The 21,613-nt window shown below is 69.5% G+C and carries 18 protein-coding genes; 3 read left to right on the top strand and 15 right to left on the bottom strand.

Annotated elements, in window-relative coordinates:
• Positions 1-3: 3 nt before the first annotated feature.
• From GPZ80_RS24395 to GPZ80_RS24360, 8 genes are all read right to left on the bottom strand, one after another.
• Entirely contained in the window at positions 4-1,767 is a 1,764-nt protein-coding gene (locus GPZ80_RS24395) for a S8 family peptidase (protein ID WP_187223407.1), read from the bottom strand.
• The gene (locus GPZ80_RS24390) at positions 1,767-2,765 is read right to left on the bottom strand and encodes an ABC transporter ATP-binding protein (RefSeq protein WP_187223406.1); all 999 of its coding nucleotides are present in this window, start codon (positions 2,763-2,765) and stop codon (positions 1,767-1,769) included. The genes GPZ80_RS24395 and GPZ80_RS24390 overlap by 1 nt, the downstream gene beginning before the upstream one ends.
• On the bottom strand, positions 2,762-3,772 hold the full coding sequence (locus GPZ80_RS24385; protein WP_246477442.1) for an ABC transporter ATP-binding protein: 1,011 nt from the start codon (positions 3,770-3,772) through the stop codon (positions 2,762-2,764). The genes GPZ80_RS24390 and GPZ80_RS24385 overlap by 4 nt, the downstream gene beginning before the upstream one ends.
• A 33-nt stretch (positions 3,773-3,805) precedes the next feature.
• Complete coding sequence (locus GPZ80_RS24380; protein WP_187223404.1) at positions 3,806-4,771, bottom strand: ABC transporter permease; 966 nt, start codon at positions 4,769-4,771, stop codon at positions 3,806-3,808.
• Complete coding sequence (locus GPZ80_RS24375) at positions 4,764-5,693, bottom strand: ABC transporter permease (RefSeq protein WP_187223403.1); 930 nt, start codon at positions 5,691-5,693, stop codon at positions 4,764-4,766. Before GPZ80_RS24375 ends, GPZ80_RS24380 begins: the two co-directional genes overlap by 8 nt.
• A 72-nt stretch (positions 5,694-5,765) precedes the next feature.
• The gene (locus tag GPZ80_RS24370) at positions 5,766-7,391 is read right to left on the bottom strand and encodes a peptide ABC transporter substrate-binding protein (protein ID WP_246477417.1); all 1,626 of its coding nucleotides are present in this window, start codon (positions 7,389-7,391) and stop codon (positions 5,766-5,768) included.
• Positions 7,392-7,689: 298 nt separating this feature from the next.
• The gene (locus tag GPZ80_RS24365; protein WP_187223401.1) at positions 7,690-8,661 is read right to left on the bottom strand and encodes a Ppx/GppA phosphatase family protein; all 972 of its coding nucleotides are present in this window, start codon (positions 8,659-8,661) and stop codon (positions 7,690-7,692) included.
• Between the two features lie 489 nt (positions 8,662-9,150).
• Positions 9,151-10,335: a lytic transglycosylase domain-containing protein gene (locus GPZ80_RS24360; RefSeq protein ID WP_187223400.1), complete on the bottom strand. Its 1,185-nt coding sequence runs from the start codon at positions 10,333-10,335 to the stop codon at positions 9,151-9,153.
• Between the two features lie 338 nt (positions 10,336-10,673).
• On the opposite strand from GPZ80_RS24360, the gene GPZ80_RS24355 reads away from it, so the two are divergent.
• Entirely contained in the window at positions 10,674-12,305 is a 1,632-nt protein-coding gene (locus GPZ80_RS24355; RefSeq protein WP_187223399.1) for an acyl-CoA dehydrogenase family protein, read from the top strand.
• Here the strand turns inward: GPZ80_RS24355 and GPZ80_RS24350 are convergent.
• Genes GPZ80_RS24350 through eno form a run of 3 tightly spaced genes read right to left on the bottom strand, consistent with a single transcriptional unit; the run spans position 12,302 to position 14,615 of the window.
• Entirely contained in the window at positions 12,302-12,760 is a 459-nt protein-coding gene (locus GPZ80_RS24350; RefSeq protein ID WP_187223455.1) for a DUF501 domain-containing protein, read from the bottom strand. The two genes, GPZ80_RS24355 and GPZ80_RS24350, sit on opposite strands and share 4 nt — an antisense overlap.
• A 32-nt stretch (positions 12,761-12,792) precedes the next feature.
• The gene (locus GPZ80_RS24345) at positions 12,793-13,323 is read right to left on the bottom strand and encodes an FtsB family cell division protein (RefSeq protein ID WP_187223398.1); all 531 of its coding nucleotides are present in this window, start codon (positions 13,321-13,323) and stop codon (positions 12,793-12,795) included.
• Positions 13,324-13,328: 5 nt separating this feature from the next.
• Positions 13,329-14,615 carry a phosphopyruvate hydratase gene (gene eno, locus GPZ80_RS24340; RefSeq protein ID WP_187223397.1) on the bottom strand — a complete coding sequence of 429 codons (1,287 nt, stop codon included), beginning with the start codon at positions 14,613-14,615 and terminating at the stop codon, positions 13,329-13,331.
• 148 nt (positions 14,616-14,763) lie between these two features.
• Between eno and GPZ80_RS24335 the strand changes: the two genes are divergently transcribed.
• Positions 14,764-15,150: a tetratricopeptide repeat protein gene (locus GPZ80_RS24335; RefSeq protein ID WP_187223396.1), complete on the top strand. Its 387-nt coding sequence runs from the start codon at positions 14,764-14,766 to the stop codon at positions 15,148-15,150.
• Positions 15,151-15,160: 10 nt separating this feature from the next.
• Here the strand turns inward: GPZ80_RS24335 and GPZ80_RS24330 are convergent, their stop codons facing one another.
• Together GPZ80_RS24330 and GPZ80_RS24325 are read right to left on the bottom strand one after the other, a co-directional pair.
• Positions 15,161-15,982 carry a lytic transglycosylase domain-containing protein gene (locus GPZ80_RS24330; RefSeq protein ID WP_312880543.1) on the bottom strand — a complete coding sequence of 274 codons (822 nt, stop codon included), beginning with the start codon at positions 15,980-15,982 and terminating at the stop codon, positions 15,161-15,163.
• Between the two features lie 49 nt (positions 15,983-16,031).
• A complete protein-coding gene (locus GPZ80_RS24325; protein ID WP_187223395.1) occupies positions 16,032-16,871 on the bottom strand; it encodes a class I SAM-dependent methyltransferase in 840 nt (279 codons plus the stop codon).
• Positions 16,872-16,970: 99 nt separating this feature from the next.
• On the opposite strand from GPZ80_RS24325, the gene GPZ80_RS24320 reads away from it, so the two are divergent.
• Positions 16,971-17,987, top strand: coding sequence for a sigma-70 family RNA polymerase sigma factor (locus tag GPZ80_RS24320; protein WP_187223394.1), 1,017 nt, complete (start codon positions 16,971-16,973; stop codon positions 17,985-17,987).
• A gap of 133 nt (positions 17,988-18,120) precedes the next feature.
• Here the strand turns inward: GPZ80_RS24320 and GPZ80_RS34255 are convergent, their stop codons facing one another.
• The gene (locus GPZ80_RS34255; RefSeq protein ID WP_512699355.1) at positions 18,121-18,393 is read right to left on the bottom strand and encodes a hypothetical protein; all 273 of its coding nucleotides are present in this window, start codon (positions 18,391-18,393) and stop codon (positions 18,121-18,123) included.
• A 10-nt stretch (positions 18,394-18,403) separates the two neighbouring features.
• Positions 18,404-21,604 carry a S41 family peptidase gene (locus tag GPZ80_RS24315; protein ID WP_187223393.1) on the bottom strand — a complete coding sequence of 1,067 codons (3,201 nt, stop codon included), beginning with the start codon at positions 21,602-21,604 and terminating at the stop codon, positions 18,404-18,406.
• Positions 21,605-21,613: the final 9 nt, after the last annotated feature.

Below are 21,613 nucleotides of genomic sequence, written 5' to 3'. Positions count from 1 at the left end.
CGGTTACTTCAGGAACTTCGCGCCCTTGGTGACGGCGGTGTACGCGTCGACACCACCATGGCCGTAGAAGTTGTTGTACGCCGCGTCGCCCTCGCAGGTGGCGTTGAACTCGGCGGACCGGCCGACCAGCGTGTAGTCCACCGTCCGCGGGGACGGGCACGCGATGTCGTGTGCCGTGCCCTCGAGGACGCGCTGGGTCTTCGCCGGATCCAGGTTCACCCCACCCGCCGAGTACTTGCCGTACTGCGCCACGATCAGCGCCGCCACACCGGAAGCGTGCGGCGAGGCCATCGAGGTGCCCTGCAGGAACTGGTAGTAGCCACAGGAACCGTCCGGCCTGCACGCCTTCTGCACGCCGAGCGCCTCGCCGTCGGGAGTGAGGTTGCCGTCCGCGTCGATCGCGCCCTCGGTGAGGGCGACGTTCTTCGGGTAGGCCGACAGGATCAGGTTCCCGTTGGTCCGGTACGTCGGAGTCCCGAGCCCGTCGCGGAAGTAGCCGCCGGGGGCGGAGACCGAGATGCGCTCGAAGCCGTAGTTCGAGTAGTCAGCCTTCGCCTGCGACGGACCGAACGAGCTGACACCGACCGCGTGCGGGCCCTCGACCGGCAGCGAGAAGCAGTCCGCGTTGTCGATCACGCGGTCGTGCTCGTTGCCCGCCGGGAAGTTCGGGCTCGACGAGTCGGGCAGCGGCTTGCCCAGGTCCTGGTGCTGGTTGCCCAGCGACACGACCTGGGTGACGCCCTTGCGGTAGGCGTAGTTCATCGCGCGCGTGATCGAGATGATCGCGATGCGCTGCTGCACCTGCTCTTCGGTGCTGTCGGCCGCGTTGCTCTTGCAGTTGTAGAGCCACGGGTCGACGTAGAACGACATGTTGACCACGTCGAGGCCGACGTCGCCGGAGTAGGTCATCGCGTCGACGACCGGCTGCAGGAAGAAGTAGCCGGAGTCCTGTCCACCGCGGATGTTCACAATGGACACACCAGGCGCGACACCGGAGATGCCGTGGCCGTCGGCCGCGGCGGCGATGGTGCCGGCCACGTGCGTGCCGTGGCCGCCGTTGTCGACGTCCGCCGGGTCCACACAGCCCGCGTACTCACAGGGGCCGTCGACTTCCTGGCCGAGGTCGTCGACCGGGATGTCGCGGGTGAAGTTGCGCGACAGCTGACGGTCGAAGTTCGGCGCGATGTCCGGGTGGCTGCCGTCGACACCGGTGTCCAGGACACCGACCTTGACGCGCTTGTCCCCGGCCTGGACCTCGCGGGCCAGGTCGGAGCGGACCGACTTCAGACCCCAGAGCTGGGAGTCGAGCGGGTCCATGCCCGCCGTGACCGCGCCCTGCGCGCCCTTGCCGCCCGCCGCCCGGTTCTCCTTCTCGATGTCCTTCGCCTTGTCCTTGGGCGCCCTGGCGTCCGGGGACTGGCCGATGGACCTCGATCGGGCCACCGCGGCGACCGACTTCTCAGCCGAGAGCCGCTGGGTGAAACCGTTCTCCGGCGCGGTCGCCGTCAGCAACCCGACAGTGCGGTTACTGGCGACCACGGTGCCGCCTGCCTTGCGCACGGCGGCCTCAAGGGCCTCCGTAGCGGTGCCGTCGGCGGCGAGAACGTTGAACTCGACGGACTTGCCGGACAGTTCCTGACCCGCGGTCGCCGATGGTGTGGCGACCCAGGCGAGGGACACGACCAGCGGGGCCGCGAGCGCTGCCACCAGCGTCTTGCGTCGCTTCACGCGTACTCCTGTTCGACTCTCTCCAGTGTTCCCGGACATCAGGGCACAACCGACTTCTCTTCAGCGAAGTGACAGGCGCTGGGATGCGCCGCCACCCTGGTGATCAGCGCGGGCTCCTCTTCGGCGCAGATGTCCTGCGCCTTCCAGCAGCGCGTGCGGAAGCGGCAGCCCGACGGCGGGTCGACCGGGCTGGGGACGTCACCCTCGAGCCGGATGATCTGGCGCTGGCCCCGCAGTTCCGGGTCCGGCACCGGCACCGCGGAGAGCAGCGCCTGGGTGTAGGGGTGCGTCGGGTGCTCGTAGATCTCCTGCTCGGTGCCGATCTCGACGACCTTGCCCAGGTACATCACCGCGACCCGGTCCGACAGGTGGCGGACCACCGACAGGTCGTGCGCGATGAAGACGTAGGACAACCCGAACTCGGACTGCAGGTCGCCCAGCAGGTTCATGACCTGCGCCTGGATCGAGACGTCCAAAGCGGACACCGGCTCGTCGCAGACGATCACCTTGGGGCGCAACGCGAGCGCGCGGGCGATGCCGATGCGCTGGCGCTGGCCGCCGGAGAACTGGTGCGGGTAGCGGTTGATGTGCTCGGGGTTGAGCCCGACCACGTCGAGCAGCTCGCGCACCTTCTTCGCCCGCGAACCCTTCGGCGCCACCTCGGGGTGGATCTCGAACGGCTCGCCGATGATGTCGCCGACCGTCATCCGCGGGTTGAGCGACGTGTACGGGTCCTGCAGCACGATCTGGATGTCCCGGCGCAGCTTGCGCAGCTCCGGGCCCTTCATCGCGAACATGTCCCGGCCCTCGAACTTCGCGCTGCCGCCGGTGGGCGGCTCCAGGCGCATCAGCACCTGGGCGAGGGTCGACTTGCCGCAGCCGGACTCGCCGACCACGCCGAGGGTCTCGCCGCGCCGCAGGTCGAAGGACACGCCGTCGACCGCGCGGACGTGGCCGACCGTGCGCTTGAACAGCACGCCCACCTTGACCGGGAAGTGCTTGACGAGGTCGCGCACCTCAAGGATGTTGTCGGTCACTCGGAGATCAGCTCCTCAGCGAAGTGGCAGGCGCTCATCCGGCCGGGCATCAGGCGGTGCTGCGGCGGGACGTCGGTCTTGCAGACGTCCTGGACCATCGGGCAGCGGGGATGGAAGGGGCAGCCCGTCGGGATCTTGAGCAGACTCGGCGGCAGGCCCTTGATCGTCATCAGCTCTTGGCCCCGCTGGTCGAGCCGCGGCAGGGATTCGAGCAGACCCTTGGTGTAGGGGTGCCCCGGCTTGCGGTACAGCGACAGCGCGTCGGACTGCTCCACGATCCGGCCCGCGTACATGACCGCGATCCGGTCCGCGACCTCGGCGACGACGCCGAGGTCGTGGGTGATCAGGATCATGCCCATGTTCCGCTCGACCTGGAGTTCCTTGAGCAGGTCCATGATCTGGGCCTGCACGGTGACGTCCAGGGCGGTGGTCGGCTCGTCGGCGATGAGCATCTCCGGGTCGAGCGCCAGCGACATCGCGATCATCGCGCGCTGCCGCATACCGCCGGAGAACTCGTGCGGGTACTGCCGCACGCGTCGCTTGGCGCCGGGGATCTTCACCAGGTCGAGCAGTTCGATGGCGCGGGCACGAGCGTCCTTTCGGGACATACCCTTGCGCAGTCGCAGCTGCTCCTCGATCTGGAAGCCCACGGTGAAAACCGGGTTGAGCGCGGAAAGGGCGTCCTGGAAGATCATGGCGATGCCCGAACCACGCACCTCCCGCCGCCGCTTGTCGCTGGCCTTGAGCAGTTCCTCGCCGTGGAACTTGATCGAGCCGCCCATGATGTGGCCGGGCGGCATGTCGAGGATGCCCATGATGGTCTGGGCGGTGACGCTCTTGCCCGAACCGGACTCGCCGAGGACCGCGAGGGTTTCCCCGGCCTCGACGTGGTAGCTGACGCCGTTGAGCACCTTGGAGACGCCGTCACGGGTGCGGAACTCGACGAAGAGGTCCTTCACCTCGAGCAGCGGCGCGCCGGGAACCGGCTCGGCCCCTTCGGAGTCCATAATGGACTGTTCAGTGTTAGCGGACATTCCGCCTTACCTCATCTTCGGGTCCAGCGCTTCGCGCACGGCGTCGCCGAGCATCACGAAGGCCAGCACGGTGGTGGTCAAGAACGCCGCCGGGAACAGAAGCGTGTGCGGTGCGACCCGGATGATGTCGCGCGAGTCCGCGATCATCACGCCCCAGGACACGACCGGCGCCCGCAGGCCGAGGCCCAGGAACGACAGTGTCGCCTCCGCGCCGATGAAGGCGCCGAGGGCGATGGTCGCGTACACGAGGACGGGGGCCGCGGCGTTGGGCAGCATGTGCCGCAGGATGATCCGCGACGAGTTCGCGCCAAGTGCCCGCGCGGCCCGCACGTAGTCCTGCTGCTTCGCCGTGATCGCCGCGGACCGCATGATCCGCATGCAGACCGGCCATGACAGCAGCGAGATCGACACCACGACCAGGAACATGATCTGGGCGATGTTCGAGCTTCCGGTGGCGCCGAAGCTCGAGAGGATCACGATCGCGCCGAGCACGAACGGCAGGCCGAAGAACACGTCGGCGACCCGGGACATGAGCCCGTCGAGCCAGCCGCCGTAGTAGCCGGCCAGCAGGCCGAGCGTGCCGCCGATGAGGACGGTCAGGATCGTCGCGCACAGACCGACGATGATCGACGCGCGAGCGCCGTAGATCGTCCGCGCGAAGATGTCGGCGCCCTGGTTGTCGTAGCCGAACCACGCGTCCGACGACGGACCGTTGCGACTTCTGCCGAGGTCGGCGTAGGTCGGGTCCACCGAGGTGAACAGCCCGGGGAACGCCGCCATCACGAGGATGACCAGGATCAACGAGCCGGAGATGATGAACAGCGGACGCCTGCGCAGATCGTGCCAGGCGTCCGAGGCGAGACTGCGGGGCTTGTTGGCGCCCGCGCTCTCGACGTGCTCGGCGGCGGTGACGGAGTCGGACGCCGTGCTCGTGACCGCGGCTCCGGTCGCCGCGTTGCTCGGGTCAGTCATAGCGAATCCTTGGGTCTAGGACTGCGTAGAGCATGTCAACGATCAGGTTGGACAGCAGGTAGACCATCACCAGCAGGGTGACCACCCCGGTGACGATGACGCCTTCCTTGCTCAGGATTCCCCGGTACACGAGGTTTCCGATGCCCTTGATGTTGAAGATGCCCTCGGTGATGATCGCGCCGCCCATGAGGGAACCGAGGTCGGTGCCGAGGAACGTGATCACGGGGATCGCGGAGTTGCGCAGAAGGTGCACACCGACGACTCGGCTCTGCGGCAGGCCCTTGGCCACTGCCGTTCGCACGTAGTCGGAGCGCCTGTTCTCCGCGATCGAACTGCGCGTCAGCCGCGTGACGTAGGCCATCGACAGGCTTCCCAGCACGAAGCCTGGAACGATGAGCTGACCCCACGGGGCGGGTGATTCGGAAACCGTCGTCTTGATCCAGCCGAGCTCGAAGCCGAGCACGATCTGGAGCACGAAGCCGGTCACGAAGACGGGGAGGGAGATAAGGAACAGGGTGGTGACGAGCACCAGGTTGTCGAGGAAGCCTCGGCCGCGAAGGCCGGTCAGGATCCCCGCCGAGATTCCGATCACCGCTTCGATCGCCAGCGCGACGAGCGCGAGGCGGATCGTGTTCGGGTAGGCGGTGGCGATGCGATCGCCGACCGAGATACCGCTGAACGTGATGCCGAAGTCACCCTGGAGCAGGTTCATCATGTACTTGCCGTACTGGACGACAACCGGGTCGCCGAGGTTGAACTTCGCCGTCATGGCGGCGACGAAGGCCTCGGGACACGGGCGGTCGCCGCACTTCCCGGCGAACGGATCGCCGGGCAGGCTCCAGACCAGCCAGTAGATCAAGAAGGTCGTCCCGATGAAGACCGGGATCAGTTGTAGTAGCCGACGCAGGACATAACGCCCCATGGGTTTGTCTCCTAACCTGACTCCGGGCTGGGGTGCGGGATCACCGCACCCCAGCCCGGAGTGAACTACTGGCTACTTCTTGACCGTCACCGTGGTGAGGTCCAGTTCACGCAGCGAGCTCAGGCGGACATTGTCGATCTTCTCCGACCAGGCGTACTGCGCGGTCTGGTTCCACAGCGGGATGACCGGCATGTCTTCGGCCAGCACGCGCTCGGCCTCCTGGTAGAGCTTGTTGGCCTCTTCCACGCTGGGCGCGGCGTCGGCCTTGACCAGCAGGTCGTCGACCTTCTTGCTCGAGTATCCAGAGTCGTTCGCGGACGCGTCGGTCCGGTAGATCTGGTTGAGGAAGTTTTCGATCGACGGGTAGTCGGCGATCCAGCCCGCGCGGAAGATGCTCTTCATCGCCTTGGCGTTGATCTGCTGACGGGTCTCAGCGAACGTCGGGATCGGGGAGTAGGTGCACTCGATGCCCAGCGCGTTCTTGATGCTGTTGCACGTCGCGGTCATCCACTCCTTGTGCCCACCGTCAGCGTTGGTGACCAGGTCGATCGAGCCCGTGAAGCCGGACTTGGCCAGGTATTCCTTGGCCTTCTCCGGGTTGAACGTGCAGAGCTCGCCACACTGGCCCTTGGCGTAGCCGGGGACCGCCGGGTTGACCCAGCCATCGGCCGGAAGGCGGGTGCCTTCGAAGATCTTGTCGACGATCTCCTGGCGGTTGATGGCCAGCGAGATGGCCTTGCGCAGGTCCGGGCTCGCGTACTTCGGGTCGTACAGGGGGAACGTCAGGGTCTGGTTGCCCATGTACGGCGTCGAACCGTTGCGGTCCGGCATGTCCGTCTTGTACTTGCCGCCGGCGAGGCCCGAAGACGGGACGGTGTCGAGGAAGTCGAGCTCACCGGACACGGTCGCGGTGTAGGCGGCCTCGTTGGACTCGAAGATCTTGAAGACGAGGTCCTTGAACTTGGCCTTGCCCGCGCCCTGGTACTCGTCGTAGCGAGTCAGGGTGATGTCGGCGTTCGGCGTCCGCGAGACGAACTTGAACGGGCCGTTGCCGACCGGCTTGGCCTCGAACGCCTTCGGGTCGGCGAAGAACGAGTCCGGCATCGGGTAGAACGGGTTGTAGCCGAGCTTCAGCGGGAAGACCGAGAACGGCGCGCTGAGGGTGATCTCGAAGGTCGTGTCGTCAATGACCTTGAGACCCTTCATCTCCTTCGTGGTGGGCGTCGGCGCCGTCTGCGGGCCAGTGCCATCCGGGTCGGAGGTGTGGACGTCCTTGTAGCCGTCGACCTGCTCGAAGAAGCTGGCGCCCTGGGTGCCGTTGGGGCTGTAAGCGGTCCAGTTCCAGGCGTCGACGTAGTTCTTCGCCTTGACGTCGGTGCCGTCGTGGAACTTCCAGCCGGGCTTCAACGTGACCTTGTAGACCTTGGAGTCCGTGGTCTCGATCTTGTCGGCGTGCGCGTTCTTCGACTCGCCCGTGACCGCGTCGTACTCGGTCAGACCGGTCCAGAGAGCGCGGACGACCTTGCTGCCGCCGCTCTCGTTCGTGTTGCCGGGGACCAGCGGGTTCTCAGGCTCGGTCGCGAACGCGGACAGCTTGCCGTCCGGGTTGCTGTTGCCACCGGCTCCAGTGTCGCCGCCGCCTCCGTTGTCACTGCCGCCGCCGCAACCCGCGATCGTGAGCGCGAGTGCAAGGGGCATCACCGACGCTGCTATCCAGCGTGGTTTGCGCATGGGTCTCCTCCCAAGCTCGGGTCCGACGTGCTTTCGGGCTGTGCGCCATCGGGCTCCGTCGTCACGAAGCGGTACCGCCCGCTCCGAAAGTGAGTGGAAGTTAACCCGAGGGGCGAATCGACCGGCGTTCGAGGGCGTCACAAACGAGTCACAATCGAACCATGTTCATCCATTTGGGGGATATCTGGATCCGGAAGTGACCGGTAGCCGAACATTTCCATTGTCCAATCACTGCCAGGTCATCGTTGAGACGCGGGTCACCTCGTCACTCAGGGTCAGGCGGTTCAATGATCGACAAGGCGATCCCATCCAGGATGTCGTGTTCACTGGCCAGTAATTTTGTGATACCCGTCTCAGAAAATAGCCGCTCAGCGATACTTTGCACGATCAAAGCGCCGCCCCCGATCACATCCACCCGACCGGGGTGCAGGACGGGCATCGCGGCCCGCTCGTCGTGACCCACCGTGAGCAATCGGCGCGCCGTGTCACGAATGCCGGAAGCGGTCAGTTGGGACAGGTGGATTTCGTCCGAGTCGTACGCCGGCAGATTTAGGACAAGCGCGGAGAGTGTCGTGACCGTGCCCGCGACGCCGACCCACGTCCGCGCTTGGCCCACCGGGACCGCCTCGAAGGCGTCGGCCAACACGTCGTCGGCGATCTTGCGGGCTTCGGCGATCTGCGGCTCGGTGGGCGGGTCGTCGGGCAGGGCGCGCTCGGTGAGCCGCACGCAGCCGATGTCGACGGATTTGGCGGCCTGGATGGTCGCCTTCACCCCGTCCCAGCTTCCGACGACGAATTCGGTCGAGCCGCCGCCGATGTCGGTCACCAGGAAGGGACCGTCCTCGGGCGCGAGGTCGCCGACGGCGCCGATGAAGGACAGGCGGGCCTCCTCGTCCCCGGTGATCACCTCGGCCTCCACGCCGAGGACCTCGCGGGTCATCGTGAAGAACTCGTCGCGATTGGCCGCGTCGCGGGTGGCGGAGGTGGCGACCATGCGGACCCGCTCGGCCCCCTTGCGGCGCATGATCGCGACGTAGTCGGTCAGCGCGGCCCGGGTGCGCTCGATGGCCTCGGGCGCCAACCTGCCGGTGGCGTCCACCCCCTGCCCCAGCCGCACGATCCGCATTTCCCGGTGAACGTCGCGCAACCAGACGGACCCGTCACCGCGGTGCGTCAGATCGGCGACGAGCAGGCGGATGGAGTTCGTTCCACAGTCGATCGCGGCAACCCTCGTCATGCTCGGAAGCCTAGACACCCCAAGGTGTCGCAGACCGCTTGTGTGGGACGGGTTTCACCACATCGCGCACGCGCAACCCGGCCGCTCCACGCCGGACCTCGGCGGCCGGTTGGTCTATTCGGACAGTGGGCAGGCCCGACCGATTACCGCCGGCAGCTCGGGCAGGCGCCGCTGCGGCATCCGCGATCACCCGCGACGGCCACCTATTCGGCAATCCGCCCGGGGCCACGACCAGCCACTCGCCCCACAAAGGCCACGCCGACCCACCGACCCTTGACCGGCTCTTCGCACCTCACGCCGGAACGCCTGACGCTGGAACACCCCGCACCTCACGCCCGAGCGCCTCATGCCGGGAAACATCGCCACGGAGCACGGCAAAACCCCCACCCACCCTGGGGGGACGTCCCTTGGCCAGTCTATCGGCGGAGGGTGACGGAACCCAGATTGTGGGTGGGGGCTGTGGATAAGCCGTGCCCTTGTGGATAAAGGTCAGGGAGTGGGGCTCGTGGGGATCGCCGAGCCCGCTTCACCGCTGGGGGTCGTCGTCGTGGTCGGCGGCGGGGTGGTCGTGGGAGTGGCGCACGGGTCCGTGGGCTCCTCCCCGGCCGGGGGTGTCGTCGGCGGCGGGGTCGTCGACGGCGGGGTCGTCGGCGTCGCCGTGGGCTCGCACGGCGGGGTGGTCGTGGGCGGCGGGGTCGTCGTGCTCGGCGGCGTGGACGACGGCGGCGGGGTCGTCGTGGTCGGCTTGGGCGAGGAGGACGGCGACGACGACGGGGCCGACGTGGTCGTCGGCTGCGTGGTCGCGGGCGGCGGGGTGCCCGGCGCCGTGGTCGACGACGGCGGGGTGATCACGCCACCGGCTGGCGGGTTCGGACCCGGCGCGGGCGCGCCGAGGTGCTCGATCTCGTTGACCGGGGTCGTCGGCACCGGGGTGACGCCCTTGGCGTACGCGACGGCCCACTCCATCACGGTGCGCACGTAGCTGTCGGAGTGGTTGTAGCGCCAGATCGCCGCGGCCCGGTTGCGCGGGTCGGCCATGTTCATGCCGCCGGAGCACAGGTACTTCGCCGAGCCGACCGTGGCGTCGTAGATGTTGTTCGGGTTGGTCTCGCCGTCACCGTTTCCGTCGGAGGCGTAGCCCTTCCAGGTCGACGGGATGAACTGCATCGGCCCGACCGCGCGGTCCCAACGGTTGTCGCCGTCGTAGCGGCCGCCGTCGGTGTCGCTGATCGCGGCGAAGCCGCCGCCGTTGAGGACCGGGCCGAGGATCGGGGACGCGGTGTTGCCGTGCGCGTCGACCCGGCCGCCGCGGGCGTGGTTGGACTCGATGCGGCCGATGCTGGCCAGCAGAGACCACTCCATGTTGCAGCCCGGAGTCGTGGTGTTGATCGTCTGCGTCGCGCGCATGTACGCGTCGAGCATGGTGCCCGGGATACCAAGCGGCCCGCTCGGGAGCGGGCCGTGGCCGAACGCGAGGACACCGGGGTCCCCAGCGGCGGCGAGCACCTCCGAGCCGAGTTCGCCGTTCTCCGGGCGCGAGCCGTCGGCGCTGACCTCGGACGGGTCCGTGAGACCCACCAGGCCGCCGCCCGCACTGCTGGCGAGCGCCACGTCGGTGACGTCCTCACCCGAGATGTACACCGGTTCACCGGCCGCGACCGCGGGAACGATCATCAACGCCCCCGCCGCGGCGACCGCACTGCGTCGCTTGCCAGTGCGCTTACCCCTGCCGGAGTCTCCGGACTTCGTCGCACTCACTGAAAATCAGCCCCTCGCTTGTCTGGCCGCCGGCGTGTAACCGACCTGGGTGACGCTCCTCCGGCTGTCTACCCTGCCTCATTCATCGCCATGAGTCACCGTCCTCGTAACATCTCGCGACAAATAGGGCCGGAAGTCTGTACACAACTGCACTTCTGGGTACCTGTTGTTAACCGGCGACACAATGTGTCACTGGTCCGTGACGGAATGGCCGGTCCTTCAGGTTGCACGACAACGCGGATTACTCTCAAGTAATGAGCGCGCCGCAGCCCTTCGACGCAACCCACAAGGTCACCAACCAAGCCCCTCCTCTGCACGGTTTCGACCCCCTGGCCTGCGATCCGGCACTGGTCGGGGCGTTGCGGGCGTTCGGATCGGACGACGTCGTCGGGTCACTGTCGGCGCTGGCCGTCGAAGCGGGCTCCGAGGTCGCCCGCGAGCACGGCAGGCTCGCCAACGAGAACCCGCCGACCCTGCGCACCCACGACCGCTACGGCAACCGGGTCGACGAGGTCGAGTTCCACCCGTCGTGGCACTGGCTGATGAGCCGCGCCGTGGCCCACGGGCTACACGGCGCCCCGTGGGCGGGCGGCGGCCACGCGCACCTGCGGCGGGCCGCGGCGTTCATGGTGTGGTCGCAGGTCGAGGCGGGCCACGGCTGCCCGATCTCGATGACCTACGCGGCCGTGCCCGCGCTGCGGCACAGCCCTGAGGTGGCCGCGCGGTTCGAGCCGGGACTCGTCTCACCGGTCTACGACCCGGGCCTGCGGGAGCCGAGCGCCAAGGCGGGGCTCCTCGCCGGGATGTCGATGACCGAGAAACAGGGTGGTTCCGACGTCCGGGCGAACACGACCGTCGCCACCCCGCTCGCGGACGGGACCTACACCCTGGTCGGGCACAAGTGGTTCACGTCCGCGCCGATGAACGACCTGTTCCTCACCCTCGCCCAGGCCCCCGGCGGGCTCACCTGCTTCGTGCTTCCCCGAGTGCTGCCCGACGGCACGCGCAACGCGCTGCGGCTGCAGCGGCTCAAGGACAAGCTCGGCAACAAGTCGAACGCCTCCTCGGAGATCGAGTACGCGAACGCGGTCGGCTGGCGGCTCGGCGAGGAGGGCCGCGGGGTCCGCACGATCATCGAGATGGTCACCATGACCCGGCTGGACTGCGTGCTCGGGTCGTCGGCGGGCATCCGGATCGCCCTGTCGGAGGCGGCTCACCACGTGGCCCACCGCTCGGCATTCGGCGCCGTGCTGCGCGAGCAGCCCGCCATGGCGGCGGTGATCGCCGACCTGGCGCTGGAGTCCGAGGCGGCGACCGTACTCGCGCTGCGCCTGGCCTCCGAAGTGGACAGTGGCGGCGAGCTGCTGCGACTCGCGCTGCCAGCGGCGAAGTTCTTCGTCTGCAAGCGCGCGCCGATGGTCGTGGCGGAAGCGCTGGAATGTCTGGGCGGCAATGGTTACGTCGAGGAATCCGGTATGCCACGGCTCTACCGGGAGGCACCGCTGATGTCCATCTGGGAGGGCTCGGGGAATGTCACCGCGCTCGACGTGCTGCGGGCGATGTCGCGTGAGCCGTCCAGTGTGGACGCCCTGTTCGAGGAACTCGCCACGACCATGGGCGCCGATTCCCGGTTGGACGCGGCGGTCTCAAACCTGGAATCGGAGATCGAGGTGGCCACACCCGCGCGGGCCCGACGCGTCGCCGAGCTGATCACGCTGTGCCTGCAGGGAAGTCTCCTGGTCCGGCACGCCCCCGAGGTCGCCGACGCCTTCCTGGCCTCGCGCCTCGGCGAGCGCAGCGGAGTGCTCGGGGTGCTGCCCGCCGAGGTCGACACCGCCGCTCTGGTCGACCGGGTCACGCCCGGCCTGGCGGTGCCGTCCGCTTAGGCCGGGGCGGCGCAGTCGCCGGTCGGGTAGGTCTCCGACAGCAGGGCCAGGGCCTCGTCGCCGAACGGGTTGACGCCGGGCCCCTTGGCCAAGGCGTGGGCGACGTGCACGTGCAAGCACTTGACCCGGGTGGGCATGCCGCCCGCGCTGACGTCGGTGCCCAGCGACTCGATGGCGTCACGTTCGGCCAGGTAGTCGTTGTGCGCGGCAAGGTACTGCGCGGCCAGCGCCTCGTCCTCGGCGAGCCGGTCGGTCATCTCCTTCATGAGACCGGTGGTCTCCAGGGTGGAGATCTGCGACGCGAGCTTGTTGCAGGTCAAGTAGTACAGCGTGGGGAACGGCGTGCCGTCCTCCAGCCGCGGGCTAGTCTGGATCACCGACGGGTGACCGCTGGGACAGCGGGCCGCGACAGCCCGGGTGCCGCGCGGCACCCGACCGAGCTGCTGGGCGACCATGGCGATGTCGGCCTCGGTGACGGGCTCGAGGGTCACTGGCCCGCTCCGTGCACCGAGTCCCACAGCGCCTGGTACCAGGCCTGCTGCGAGATCGGGTGGGTCGGCTTCTGACCCGCGCCGGGGCCACCCGCCTCGGCGGGCAACTCGACCATGTAGGGCGTCTCCCCTGGCATCACGTACCGCAATCTCCTCTTGGCTTCGGCCTGGATCTGCGCCGGATCGGCCAGCTGCGCCCTGCGCCGCTCCAGTTCCTCGACCTCGGCCCGTAACTCGGCCTGCCGCCGCTCCTGTATCTGCACGTCGGACCGCTGCGACAGGTAGGTCCGCAACGGCACCGCCACGCTCAGGGCCAGCGCGCCGACGACGGTCGCGATCACCGCGGCGCGGCGCGTCGTGGACAGCCCGAGCGGGCCGAGCCGCGTGGCGCGCTTGGCGGGTTGCCGCTTGGGCGGCTCCTTCACGGGAGCCGCCGCGGCCGGGCGCGTGCGGCGGACACTCTCGGGTCGGCGCGCGGCGGATGCCCCGCCGCGCCTGCCGCCCCGATCGCCTCCGCGCCCGGCCATCGGACTCAGGACTCCGGCGTGAAGCGCGGGAACGCGAGGTCACCCGCGTACCGCGCGGCGTCGCCGAGGGTCTCCTCGATGCGCAGCAGCTGGTTGTACTTCGCGGTGCGCTCACCGCGGGCGGGCGCGCCGGTCTTGATCTGGCCCACACCGGTCGCGACGGCGAGGTCGGCGATCGTGGTGTCCTCGGTCTCGCCGGAGCGGTGGCTCATCATGCTGCGGTAGCCGTAGGACGTGGCCAGGGTGACCGCGTCGAGCGTCTCCGACAGGGTGCCGATCTGGTTGACCTTCACCAGCAGCGCGTTCGCGGCGCGGCGGGCGATGCCCTCCTCGAGCCGGTCGGGGTTGGTGACGAACAGGTCGTCGCCGACGATCTGCACGCGCTCGCCGATCTCGGCGGTCAGGCGCACCCAGCCGTCCCAGTCGTCCTCGGACAGCGGGTCCTCGATGGAGACCATCGGGTAGTCGTTGATCAGCTGCGTGTAGTACGCGATGAGCTGCTCGGCGCTCTTCTTGGCGCCCTCGAAGCTGTACGCGCCGTCGGAGTAGAACTCCGTGGCGGCGACGTCGAGCGCGAGCGCGATGTCGCGGCCCGGGCGGTAGCCCGCCTTCTCGATGGCGACCAGGATCAGGTCGAGCGCCTCGCGGTTGTTGCCCAGGCTCGGGGCGAAGCCGCCCTCGTCGCCGAGGCCGGTGCCCAGGCCCTTGGCCTTCAGCACGGACTTGAGCGAGTGGTAGACCTCGGTGCCCCAGCGCAGACCCTCGCGGAAGCTCTCCGCGCCGATCGGCGCGATCATGAACTCCTGGATGTCCACGTCGGTGTCGGCGTGCGCGCCGCCGTTGAGGATGTTGAGCATCGGCACCGGAAGCACGTGCGCGTTCGGGCCGCCGAGGTAGCGGAACAGCTCCAGGCCGCTGGACTCGGCCGCCGCCTTCGCCACGGCCAGGGAGACGCCGAGGATGGCGTTGGCGCCCAGGCGCGACTTGTCCGGCGTGCCGTCGAGGTCGACCAGCTTCTGGTCGACGATGCGCTGGTCGACCGCGTCGATACCTGCCAGCTCGGGACCGATCTCGTCGAGGACCGCGGTGACGGCCTTCTCCACGCCCTTGCCGCCGTAGCGCTTCGGGTCGCCGTCGCGAAGCTCGACGGCCTCGTGCTCGCCCGTCGACGCCCCGGACGGGACCGCCGCTCGCGCCAGGGTCCCGTCGTCCAGCGCGACCTCCACCTCAATGGTGGGATTGCCGCGCGAGTCCAGGATCTCGCGTGCGCCGACCTGCTCGATGACCGCCACGTGGTGCTCCTCACAAAGCGTGCTACGTACTCCGAGACGAGCCTAGCGGGGCGGGTGGGCGGCTTGCCGAAGGCACGTCGGGCGGGCGCTGATCAACCCCCGTACGGAGGTCGAGGAACATCAATCTCCCCCGTATTGTGAGCGGATTATGAGCGAGGACGGCAGCGGTACCTTCGAGGCGTTTCGGCGGGCGGAGTCCCTGGTCGCGCACCACAGACCCCTGGACGCCCTCGCCGCGCTGGGCCCGGTCCTGGAGGCCGCGCCGGACACGCCGAGCGTGCAGTCGCTGGCGGGCCGGGCGTATCTGAACTCGGCGCAGTTCCGGCGCGCCGAGGCGGCGTTCCGCCGGGTCCTGGAACTCGATCCCACTGATCACTACGCGATGTTCGCGCTCGGTCGCACACTGCAACGGCAGAGCCGGTTCGCCGAGGCGCTGACCCAACTGCGGCTCGCGGTGGCGATGAACCCGCTGCCGGAGTACCAGGAGGCGCTGGGCGAGGTGAACGCGCGGATCGCGTTGCAGCGCGACCGCTAGGGCCCAGGTCCTAGCCGAGTTCGGCGACCTTGCGGGCGTAGGCGTCGGCGCCGCTGTAGACGTCGCGGCCGTACTCCAGCGACTTGTTGTAGGTGAACACGGCCTTCCACCAGCCTTCGCCGGTGGCGAGGTCGCCGCCGCTCGCGCACAGGTAGCGGGCCGCGGTGAGCGCGGCGTCGTCGACGTTCTGCGGGTTGGGCGGGGCGCCGTCGCCGTTGGCGCGCTGCGCCCACCTGCCCCAGGTGGTCGGGAGGAACTGCATCGAGCCGACCGCGCGGTCCCACTCGCGGTCCCCGTCGAGCGCGCCGCCATCGGTGTCGCGGATGGCCTGCACACCGGGCGACCCGTCGAGCGGCACGCCGATGATCGGTTTGGTGAGGTTGCCCTCGTCGGTGACGCGGGTGCCGCGGAAATGGCCGTGGTGGGACTCGACGCGGCCGATGCCCGCGAGCGTCGCCCACGTGAGGTTGCAGCCGGGGTTGTCGGCGCGGGTGGCGAGATCGGCGTTGACGTAGGCGATCAGGGTGCGGACCGGGATGTCGGTCGCCGGGCCGACCCGCTCCGCCCACAGGCGCACGTCCGAGCCGCTCGGCAGGGACCTGGCCTGCGGAAGCGCGGTGCCGGGCACGACATTCAGGTCGGGCACGCGGAACCGTTCCACGGTCTCGCGTTCGGCGGGTTGGTCGGCCTTGACGACCAGCGTCGCCGCTCCGGCGACCGTCGCCAGGAGGACCGCGGCGACCAGCAGCCGGGCGACCAGCCCGCGCCTGCCGGGTCGCGAAGGACTCGGGGGCAGCGGTGCCGGCGGCACGGGAGTGGAGGTCGGCGTCACCCGACCAGGTTACGTTGCCGCAAGCGCCGCATTGTCCGAAACGAGCCGATCACGGCTCCTTGACGGCCTTGACAGCGAACATCAGCGGGATGCGTGGAGCGCTGTCCGGCAGCCGGTGCCACACCCCTGCGGTGCTGGTCATCGCCGTCCAGCGGGACCATGGGATCTCCTCGGACTCGCGCAGCAGGGTGATCCGCAGCCTGGCGCGGACGAGGGCGGTGACGATCTCGCCGAGGCCGTGGCGCCACTCGTAGTACGCCAGGTCGTCGGGCAGGCCGGGACCGTCGGTGTAGGTGCGTGACCCGTCCATCCGGAGGTGGCCGCGGCCCGCGAGGTAGTCGTGGCGCAGCAGCAGGTCCTCGCTCCCGTCGGCGGCCGGGATCGGCCCGAGCGCGTCGAGCAGCGGGTGGAACTCGACGAGGTAGAACTGGCCCCCGGGGCGCAGCAGGGCGCTGACCTGCGCGGCCCACGCGGTGAGGTCGGGCAGGTAGCAGAGCGCGCCCTTGCCGGTGTAGACGAGGTCGAACCTGTTGCGCCCCAACGCCTCGGCCGCCGCGTAGACGTCCGACCGGACGTACTGTGCGGCCAGCCCGGCCGCCTCGGCGATCCGTCGGGCGGCGGCAACCGACTCGCCACTGATGTCGAGCCCCACCACCCGCGCGCCGCGGCGGGCGAACGCGAGGGTCTCCGCGCCGATGTGGCACTGCAGGTGGGCCACATCCTTGCCCTCGACGTCGCCGAGGTCGGACCACTCGTAGTCGGCGAACCAGTCGCCGGGGTCGCGGGTGGCCACGCTGTAGAAGTCGCTGGCCACGTGGATCGGAGTGCGCGCGTCCCAGTTGGCCTCGTTCGCCCGGATCATTCGCTCGGTGTCGCCGTCGAATCCCATGGTGTCCATGGTGCCGGTCCGGCGGGTGCTCGTCGGCCGCTCGCCGCGACTTGTCCGTTTCGGGATAACGGCTGCCGCGATGAGGCAGAATCGGCGCTCGTGAGCGAAGTGGCCGCGGCCGACCCCGACCTGGTGCTCGCCCGCGCCGGGGACGACGAGGCCTTCGGCCGCCTTGTGCGCCCGCTGCGCCGGGAACTGCACGCCCACTGCTACCGCATGCTCGGCTCCACCCACGACGCCGACGACGCTCTGCAGGACGCGTTGTTGCGCGCCTGGCGCGGTCTCGCGGGCTTCGAGGGCCGCGCGTCGCTGCGCTCCTGGCTGTACACCGTGGCGACCCGGACGTGCCTGGACGCCGTCGGCACGCGCGGCAGACGGGCCATGCCCGTCGACCTCGGCCCGTCGAGCACCCGCGCGGTGGCGGAGACAGCCCCGCTGACCGACGTCGCGTGGCTAGGCCCATACCCGGACGGCGACTTCGGCCCGAACGCGCCGGGCGCCCGCTACGAGCAGCGCGAAGCCGTCGAACTCGCCTTCGTCGCCGCCCTGCAACACCTCCCGGGCAACCAGCGCGCGGCACTGCTGCTCTTCGAGGTCCTCGGCTTCTCCGCGGCGGAGATCGCCGCCACGATGAACACGTCGACCGCGTCGGTGAACTCGGCTTTGGCCCGGGCACGCAAGATCGTCGCGGAGAAGGTCCCCGCCCGCACCCAGCAGCAGACCCTGCGCAAACTCGACGACACCCACCTGCGCGAAATCGTCTCCGACTACGCCACCGCCCTGGAACGCGGCGACGCCGCCGCACTCGTCGCCCTGCTGACCGAGGACGTCACCTGGTCGATGCCGCCGCTGCCGCACTGGTACGAGGGCTTGGCCGCCGTCGCCGACTTCGCCACCCAGGTCCCCATGGGCACCTGCGGAAGCTGGCGACACGTCACCATCGCCGCCAACGGCCAACCCGCCGTGGCTTCCTACCTGTGCGCCACCGGCGTGGGCGACCACACCGCGTGGTCGATCAACGTCCTCACCTTCCGCGACAACCGAATCGCCGAGATCACCTCCTTCATCGGCGCGGAACACTTCCCCGCCTTCGACCTGCCCGCTTCCCTGCCCTGACCCGGAAGCATCGGTGCGTTCCCAGCCCACGACGGCTCGGTGGGCGCACCGTCGCGCGCCAGCCAGCCCAGGCACCGCCGACGCCCGCCAGTGTTCGGGCAACTCCCGAACACTGAGCATGCGCACGACATGCTCAACGGATCCGCCCGCCCCGAGCCGAGCCGGCGGGAGCTGGCGGCGGCCCGACGGCGCGGCACCTGGTGCTGAGCCATGGCGCACCCATGCGGTGTTGAGCCATAGCGCAGCCGTGCGATGTCCAGCCATGCTCGCCCAGCGTTTCGCCGTACCTGTCGAGCATCTCTCGCACCCGGTCGCGGGCCTCGTCCAGCGCGTAGGACGCGTCCTCTGTGCGCCCCTCGCCCAGTTCCCCCTGGGCCTCCCTCAGGATTTCCAAGATCGTGGACAGCGTGTCGCGGTCAGTCCAGTGCGGGCAGGTCGGGTGGCGTGGCTGCCGGGTTCGCGGATAAGCCCTCCAACGCCAGGCGGATGGCGGTGTCGAGTTGGGGGTCGCGGACCGCGGCGTGGTCTTGGGGGGTGACCACGACCTCGACGTCCGGGGCGACGCCGTGGTTCTCGACGCCCCAGCCGGGGCCGCGCATCCAGGTGGCGTAGCGGGGCTGGGTGATCAGGGTGCCGTCGACGAGGTGGTACCTGTTGTCGATCCCGATGACGCCGCCCCACGTCCTGGTGCCGACCACCGGGCCGATGCCGAGGGCTTGGATGGCGGCGTTGACGATGTCGCCGTCGGAGCCGGAGAACTCGTCGGCGACGGCGACGATCGGGCCGCGCGGGGCGTCGAGGGGGTAGGTCTCGTCGTAGTAGCCGTCGCGGGCGCGGGACCAGCCGACGATCTTGCGGCTGAGCTTCTCGATGACCAGCTGCGACAGGTGCCCGCCGCGGTTCTCCCGGAGGTCGACGACCACCGCGTCGCGGCGCATCTCCAGGCGAAGGTCGCGGTGGAGTTGGGCCCAGCCGCTGGCGACCATGTCGGGAACGTGCAGGTAGCCGACCTTCCCGCCGGTCGCGGCGTGGACGTGGTCGCGCCTGCCCGCGACCCAGGCCTGGTAGCGCAGCGGCATGTCGTCAAGCAGGGGGACAACCACGACCCGCCGGTTCTCGCCGCCGCCCTTGGGGGCGATCGTCAGCTCGACCGGATTGCCCGCGGTCCCGACCAGCAGCGGCGCGGGGCCCTGGGCGGGCTGGACCGGCCTGCCGTCGACCTCGACGATCGCGTCGCCGACGCGCGCGGCCACGCCCGGAGCACGCAGCGGTGAGCGGGCGCGCGGATCGGAGCTCTCACCCGGCACGATCCTCTTGATCCGCCAGCGACCGTCATCGTCGCAAGCAAAATCCGCGCCGAGGAGGCCAAGCCTGCGCTTGTTGTCGGTGCCGGTGCCAGGCGGGAAGAGGTAGGCGTGGGACGTGCCCAGTTCGCCCTGCACCTCCCACAGCAGGTCGACCAGTTCGTCGTGGGAGCCAAGGGTTTCCACGAGCGGGCGGTACCGGTCGAGCACGCCCGGCCAGTCGACGCCGCCCATGTCCGCGCGCCAGAAGTGGTCGCGCATGAGCCTGCCCGCCTCGTCGAACGACTGGCGCCACTCGGCGGCCGGGTCGATCTCGACGCGGATCCGGCTCAGGTCGACGGTGATGTTGTCCTCGGAGCCGTCGTCGGAATCCGGCCTGCGGTCGGCGGGCAGGACCCGCAGTGTCGTGCCGTCGCGGACGACGACGCGGTGCCCGTCGCCGCTGGTCCAGAACTCGTCGAGACCGTCGACGAGCGTGTCGGCCTTGAGCTTGGCCAGGTCGAACCGCTCCAGCGCGGCCCGCGGCGCGTCTTCGCCGAGGTCGTCGAGGTCGTCGCCCAACGAGCCGACAAGGGGATCGCACAGCCAGAGCACGCCACCCTTCGCCGCGCGCAACTGCGAATAGCGCGCCGCGGCGACCGGGAAGGCGACTACCCGGTCGGCGATGCCTTCGATGTCGACGCCCGTGCGCGGCACGTCGCCGTCGGACTTGTCGCCGTCGGACTTGTCCTTGTCGTCGGCGTCGCCGAACGGCCTGCCCTCGCGCAGCGGCGCGAACGGCGACGGCGTGGTGGCGGCGAGCGGCACCAGGTAGGGCCTGCTGCCGTTGGCGAAGGACAGGTCGAACACGTGCACGTCGTAGATCGGGTCGAAGCTGCGGGTGGACAGGAACGCGATGTGCTTGCCGTCCTGGGTGAACGCCGGATCGGAATCGACGAACCGCAGCGGCGTGACATCCACAATGGACAGATCGGTGGTGTTGACCATTCTGATGTGCCGCAACGGGTCCGGGCCGGGATGCGACCACGCGAGCCAACCCGAGTCGGGCGAGAAGGTCAGCCCGGTCGGGTCCATCTCCTGGGCCTTGACCACCTCGCGGATCTCGGCGCTGTCCGCGTCGACGAGCAGCAGCCTGCCGTCGTGCGTCACGACGCCGACGCGCCTGCCGTCCGGCGAGGCCGCCAGTTCCAGCACGCGCCCGAGCTCTCCCGCACCCACCCGGCGCGGGCTGACCCCTGCCGCGCGCCCCTCGACCGGGGCGAACTCCAGGGCGTCCTCGCCCTGCGCGTCGGTCACCCACACAACCTGGCCGCTGTCGCCGAGGACCTGCGGCAACCGTGCCCGCACACCAGGTTCCACCGACAGCACCCGCGCGGGTCCGTCGCGGTGGGTGAGCCAGTGCACGGTCCCGCGCACCTCGACCGCGCTGGCCCGGCCCGTGGAATCCGGCCCGACGTCGCCGAGGAAGCGCGCGGGTGAAAGCCGGTAGGGCTGGCGGGATCCCCGCGAGCCGCCGAGCCGGACGTCGAGTTCGCGGGGTTCGGCGTCGAGGCTGTCGAGCAGCCAGAGTGATCCCGCGCTGTGGTAGATCACCCGCGTGCCGTCGGTACTGGGGTTGCGGGCGTAGAACTTGTGGTCGCTGTGCGCGCGGAGGTCGCCGCCGTCCGGGTCGCACGAGTAGATGTTCCCGATGCCCTCGTGGTCGGACAGGAACGCGACGCGGCCGCCGACCCACATCGGCGACACGATATGTCCGTCCACTTCGGACAGAATACGCCGGAACTCGCCTCGGCCCTCGCGATCGAGCCACACCTTGCCCGCCGTGCCGCCGCGATAACGCTTCCACCACGCGGGTTCGACCGAGATCACCGAACCGACAAGCACACCGTCCGGCCCGATCGACAGGGCGTCCAGCGGGCCGTACGGGAGCACCCGGCTCGGCCCGCCCGACAGCGGGACCGCGTGCGCCCAGCGGTGCCGGATGGACGACCGCCCGGTCGTGGTGTTCGCGATGACCTCACCCTCGGGTGTCCACCCGAGCACGGAGGTGTTGACGTCGCCCCAGTACGTCAGCCGGTCGCTCGGCCCGCCGTCGACCGGCGCGGCGTGCACCTCCGGCTCGACGTCACGGGTGCTCGCCCAGGCCAGAGTGCTTCCGTCAGGCGAGAATCGCGGGTTTCGCACGGGCACCTTGTCGGCGGACACCCGCCAGGCGCGGCCGCCGTCGACCGGGGCCAGCCACACATCATCCTCGGCGACGAAGGTGATCAGGTCCTGGTGTAGATGGGGAAATCGGAGGTAGGCGTCGGTCACTCCCCCAAG

Source organism: Actinokineospora xionganensis, from assembly GCF_014323725.1.
Lineage (GTDB): Bacteria > Actinomycetota > Actinomycetes > Mycobacteriales > Pseudonocardiaceae > Actinokineospora > Actinokineospora xionganensis.
The sequence above is the reverse complement of the archived record's forward strand: the minus strand, read 5'-3'. Positions and strand labels throughout refer to the sequence as shown.

Excerpts from the sequence above, each read along its gene's own strand:
- GPZ80_RS24375 (WP_187223403.1), bottom strand. The coding sequence starts at position 5,693 with ATGGGGCGTTATGTCCTGCGTCGGCTACTACAACTGATCCCGGTCTTC.
- GPZ80_RS24385 (WP_246477442.1), bottom strand. The coding sequence starts at position 3,772 with ATGGACTCCGAAGGGGCCGAGCCGGTTCCCGGCGCGCCGCTGCTCGAG.
- GPZ80_RS24325 (WP_187223395.1), bottom strand. The coding sequence starts at position 16,871 with ATGGGATTCGACGGCGACACCGAGCGAATGATCCGGGCGAACGAGGCC.
- GPZ80_RS24365 (WP_187223401.1), bottom strand. The coding sequence starts at position 8,661 with ATGACGAGGGTTGCCGCGATCGACTGTGGAACGAACTCCATCCGCCTG.
- GPZ80_RS24395 (WP_187223407.1), bottom strand. The coding sequence starts at position 1,767 with ATGTCCGGGAACACTGGAGAGAGTCGAACAGGAGTACGCGTGAAGCGA.
- GPZ80_RS24345 (WP_187223398.1), bottom strand. The coding sequence starts at position 13,323 with ATGGCCGGGCGCGGAGGCGATCGGGGCGGCAGGCGCGGCGGGGCATCC.
- GPZ80_RS24350 (WP_187223455.1), bottom strand. The coding sequence starts at position 12,760 with ATGGTCGCCCAGCAGCTCGGTCGGGTGCCGCGCGGCACCCGGGCTGTC.
- GPZ80_RS24360 (WP_187223400.1), bottom strand. The coding sequence starts at position 10,335 with ATGATCGTTCCCGCGGTCGCGGCCGGTGAACCGGTGTACATCTCGGGT.
- GPZ80_RS24380 (WP_187223404.1), bottom strand. The coding sequence starts at position 4,771 with ATGACTGACCCGAGCAACGCGGCGACCGGAGCCGCGGTCACGAGCACG.
- GPZ80_RS24335 (WP_187223396.1), top strand. The coding sequence starts at position 14,764 with ATGAGCGAGGACGGCAGCGGTACCTTCGAGGCGTTTCGGCGGGCGGAG.
- GPZ80_RS24370 (WP_246477417.1), bottom strand. The coding sequence starts at position 7,391 with ATGCCCCTTGCACTCGCGCTCACGATCGCGGGTTGCGGCGGCGGCAGT.
- GPZ80_RS24355 (WP_187223399.1), top strand. The coding sequence starts at position 10,674 with ATGAGCGCGCCGCAGCCCTTCGACGCAACCCACAAGGTCACCAACCAA.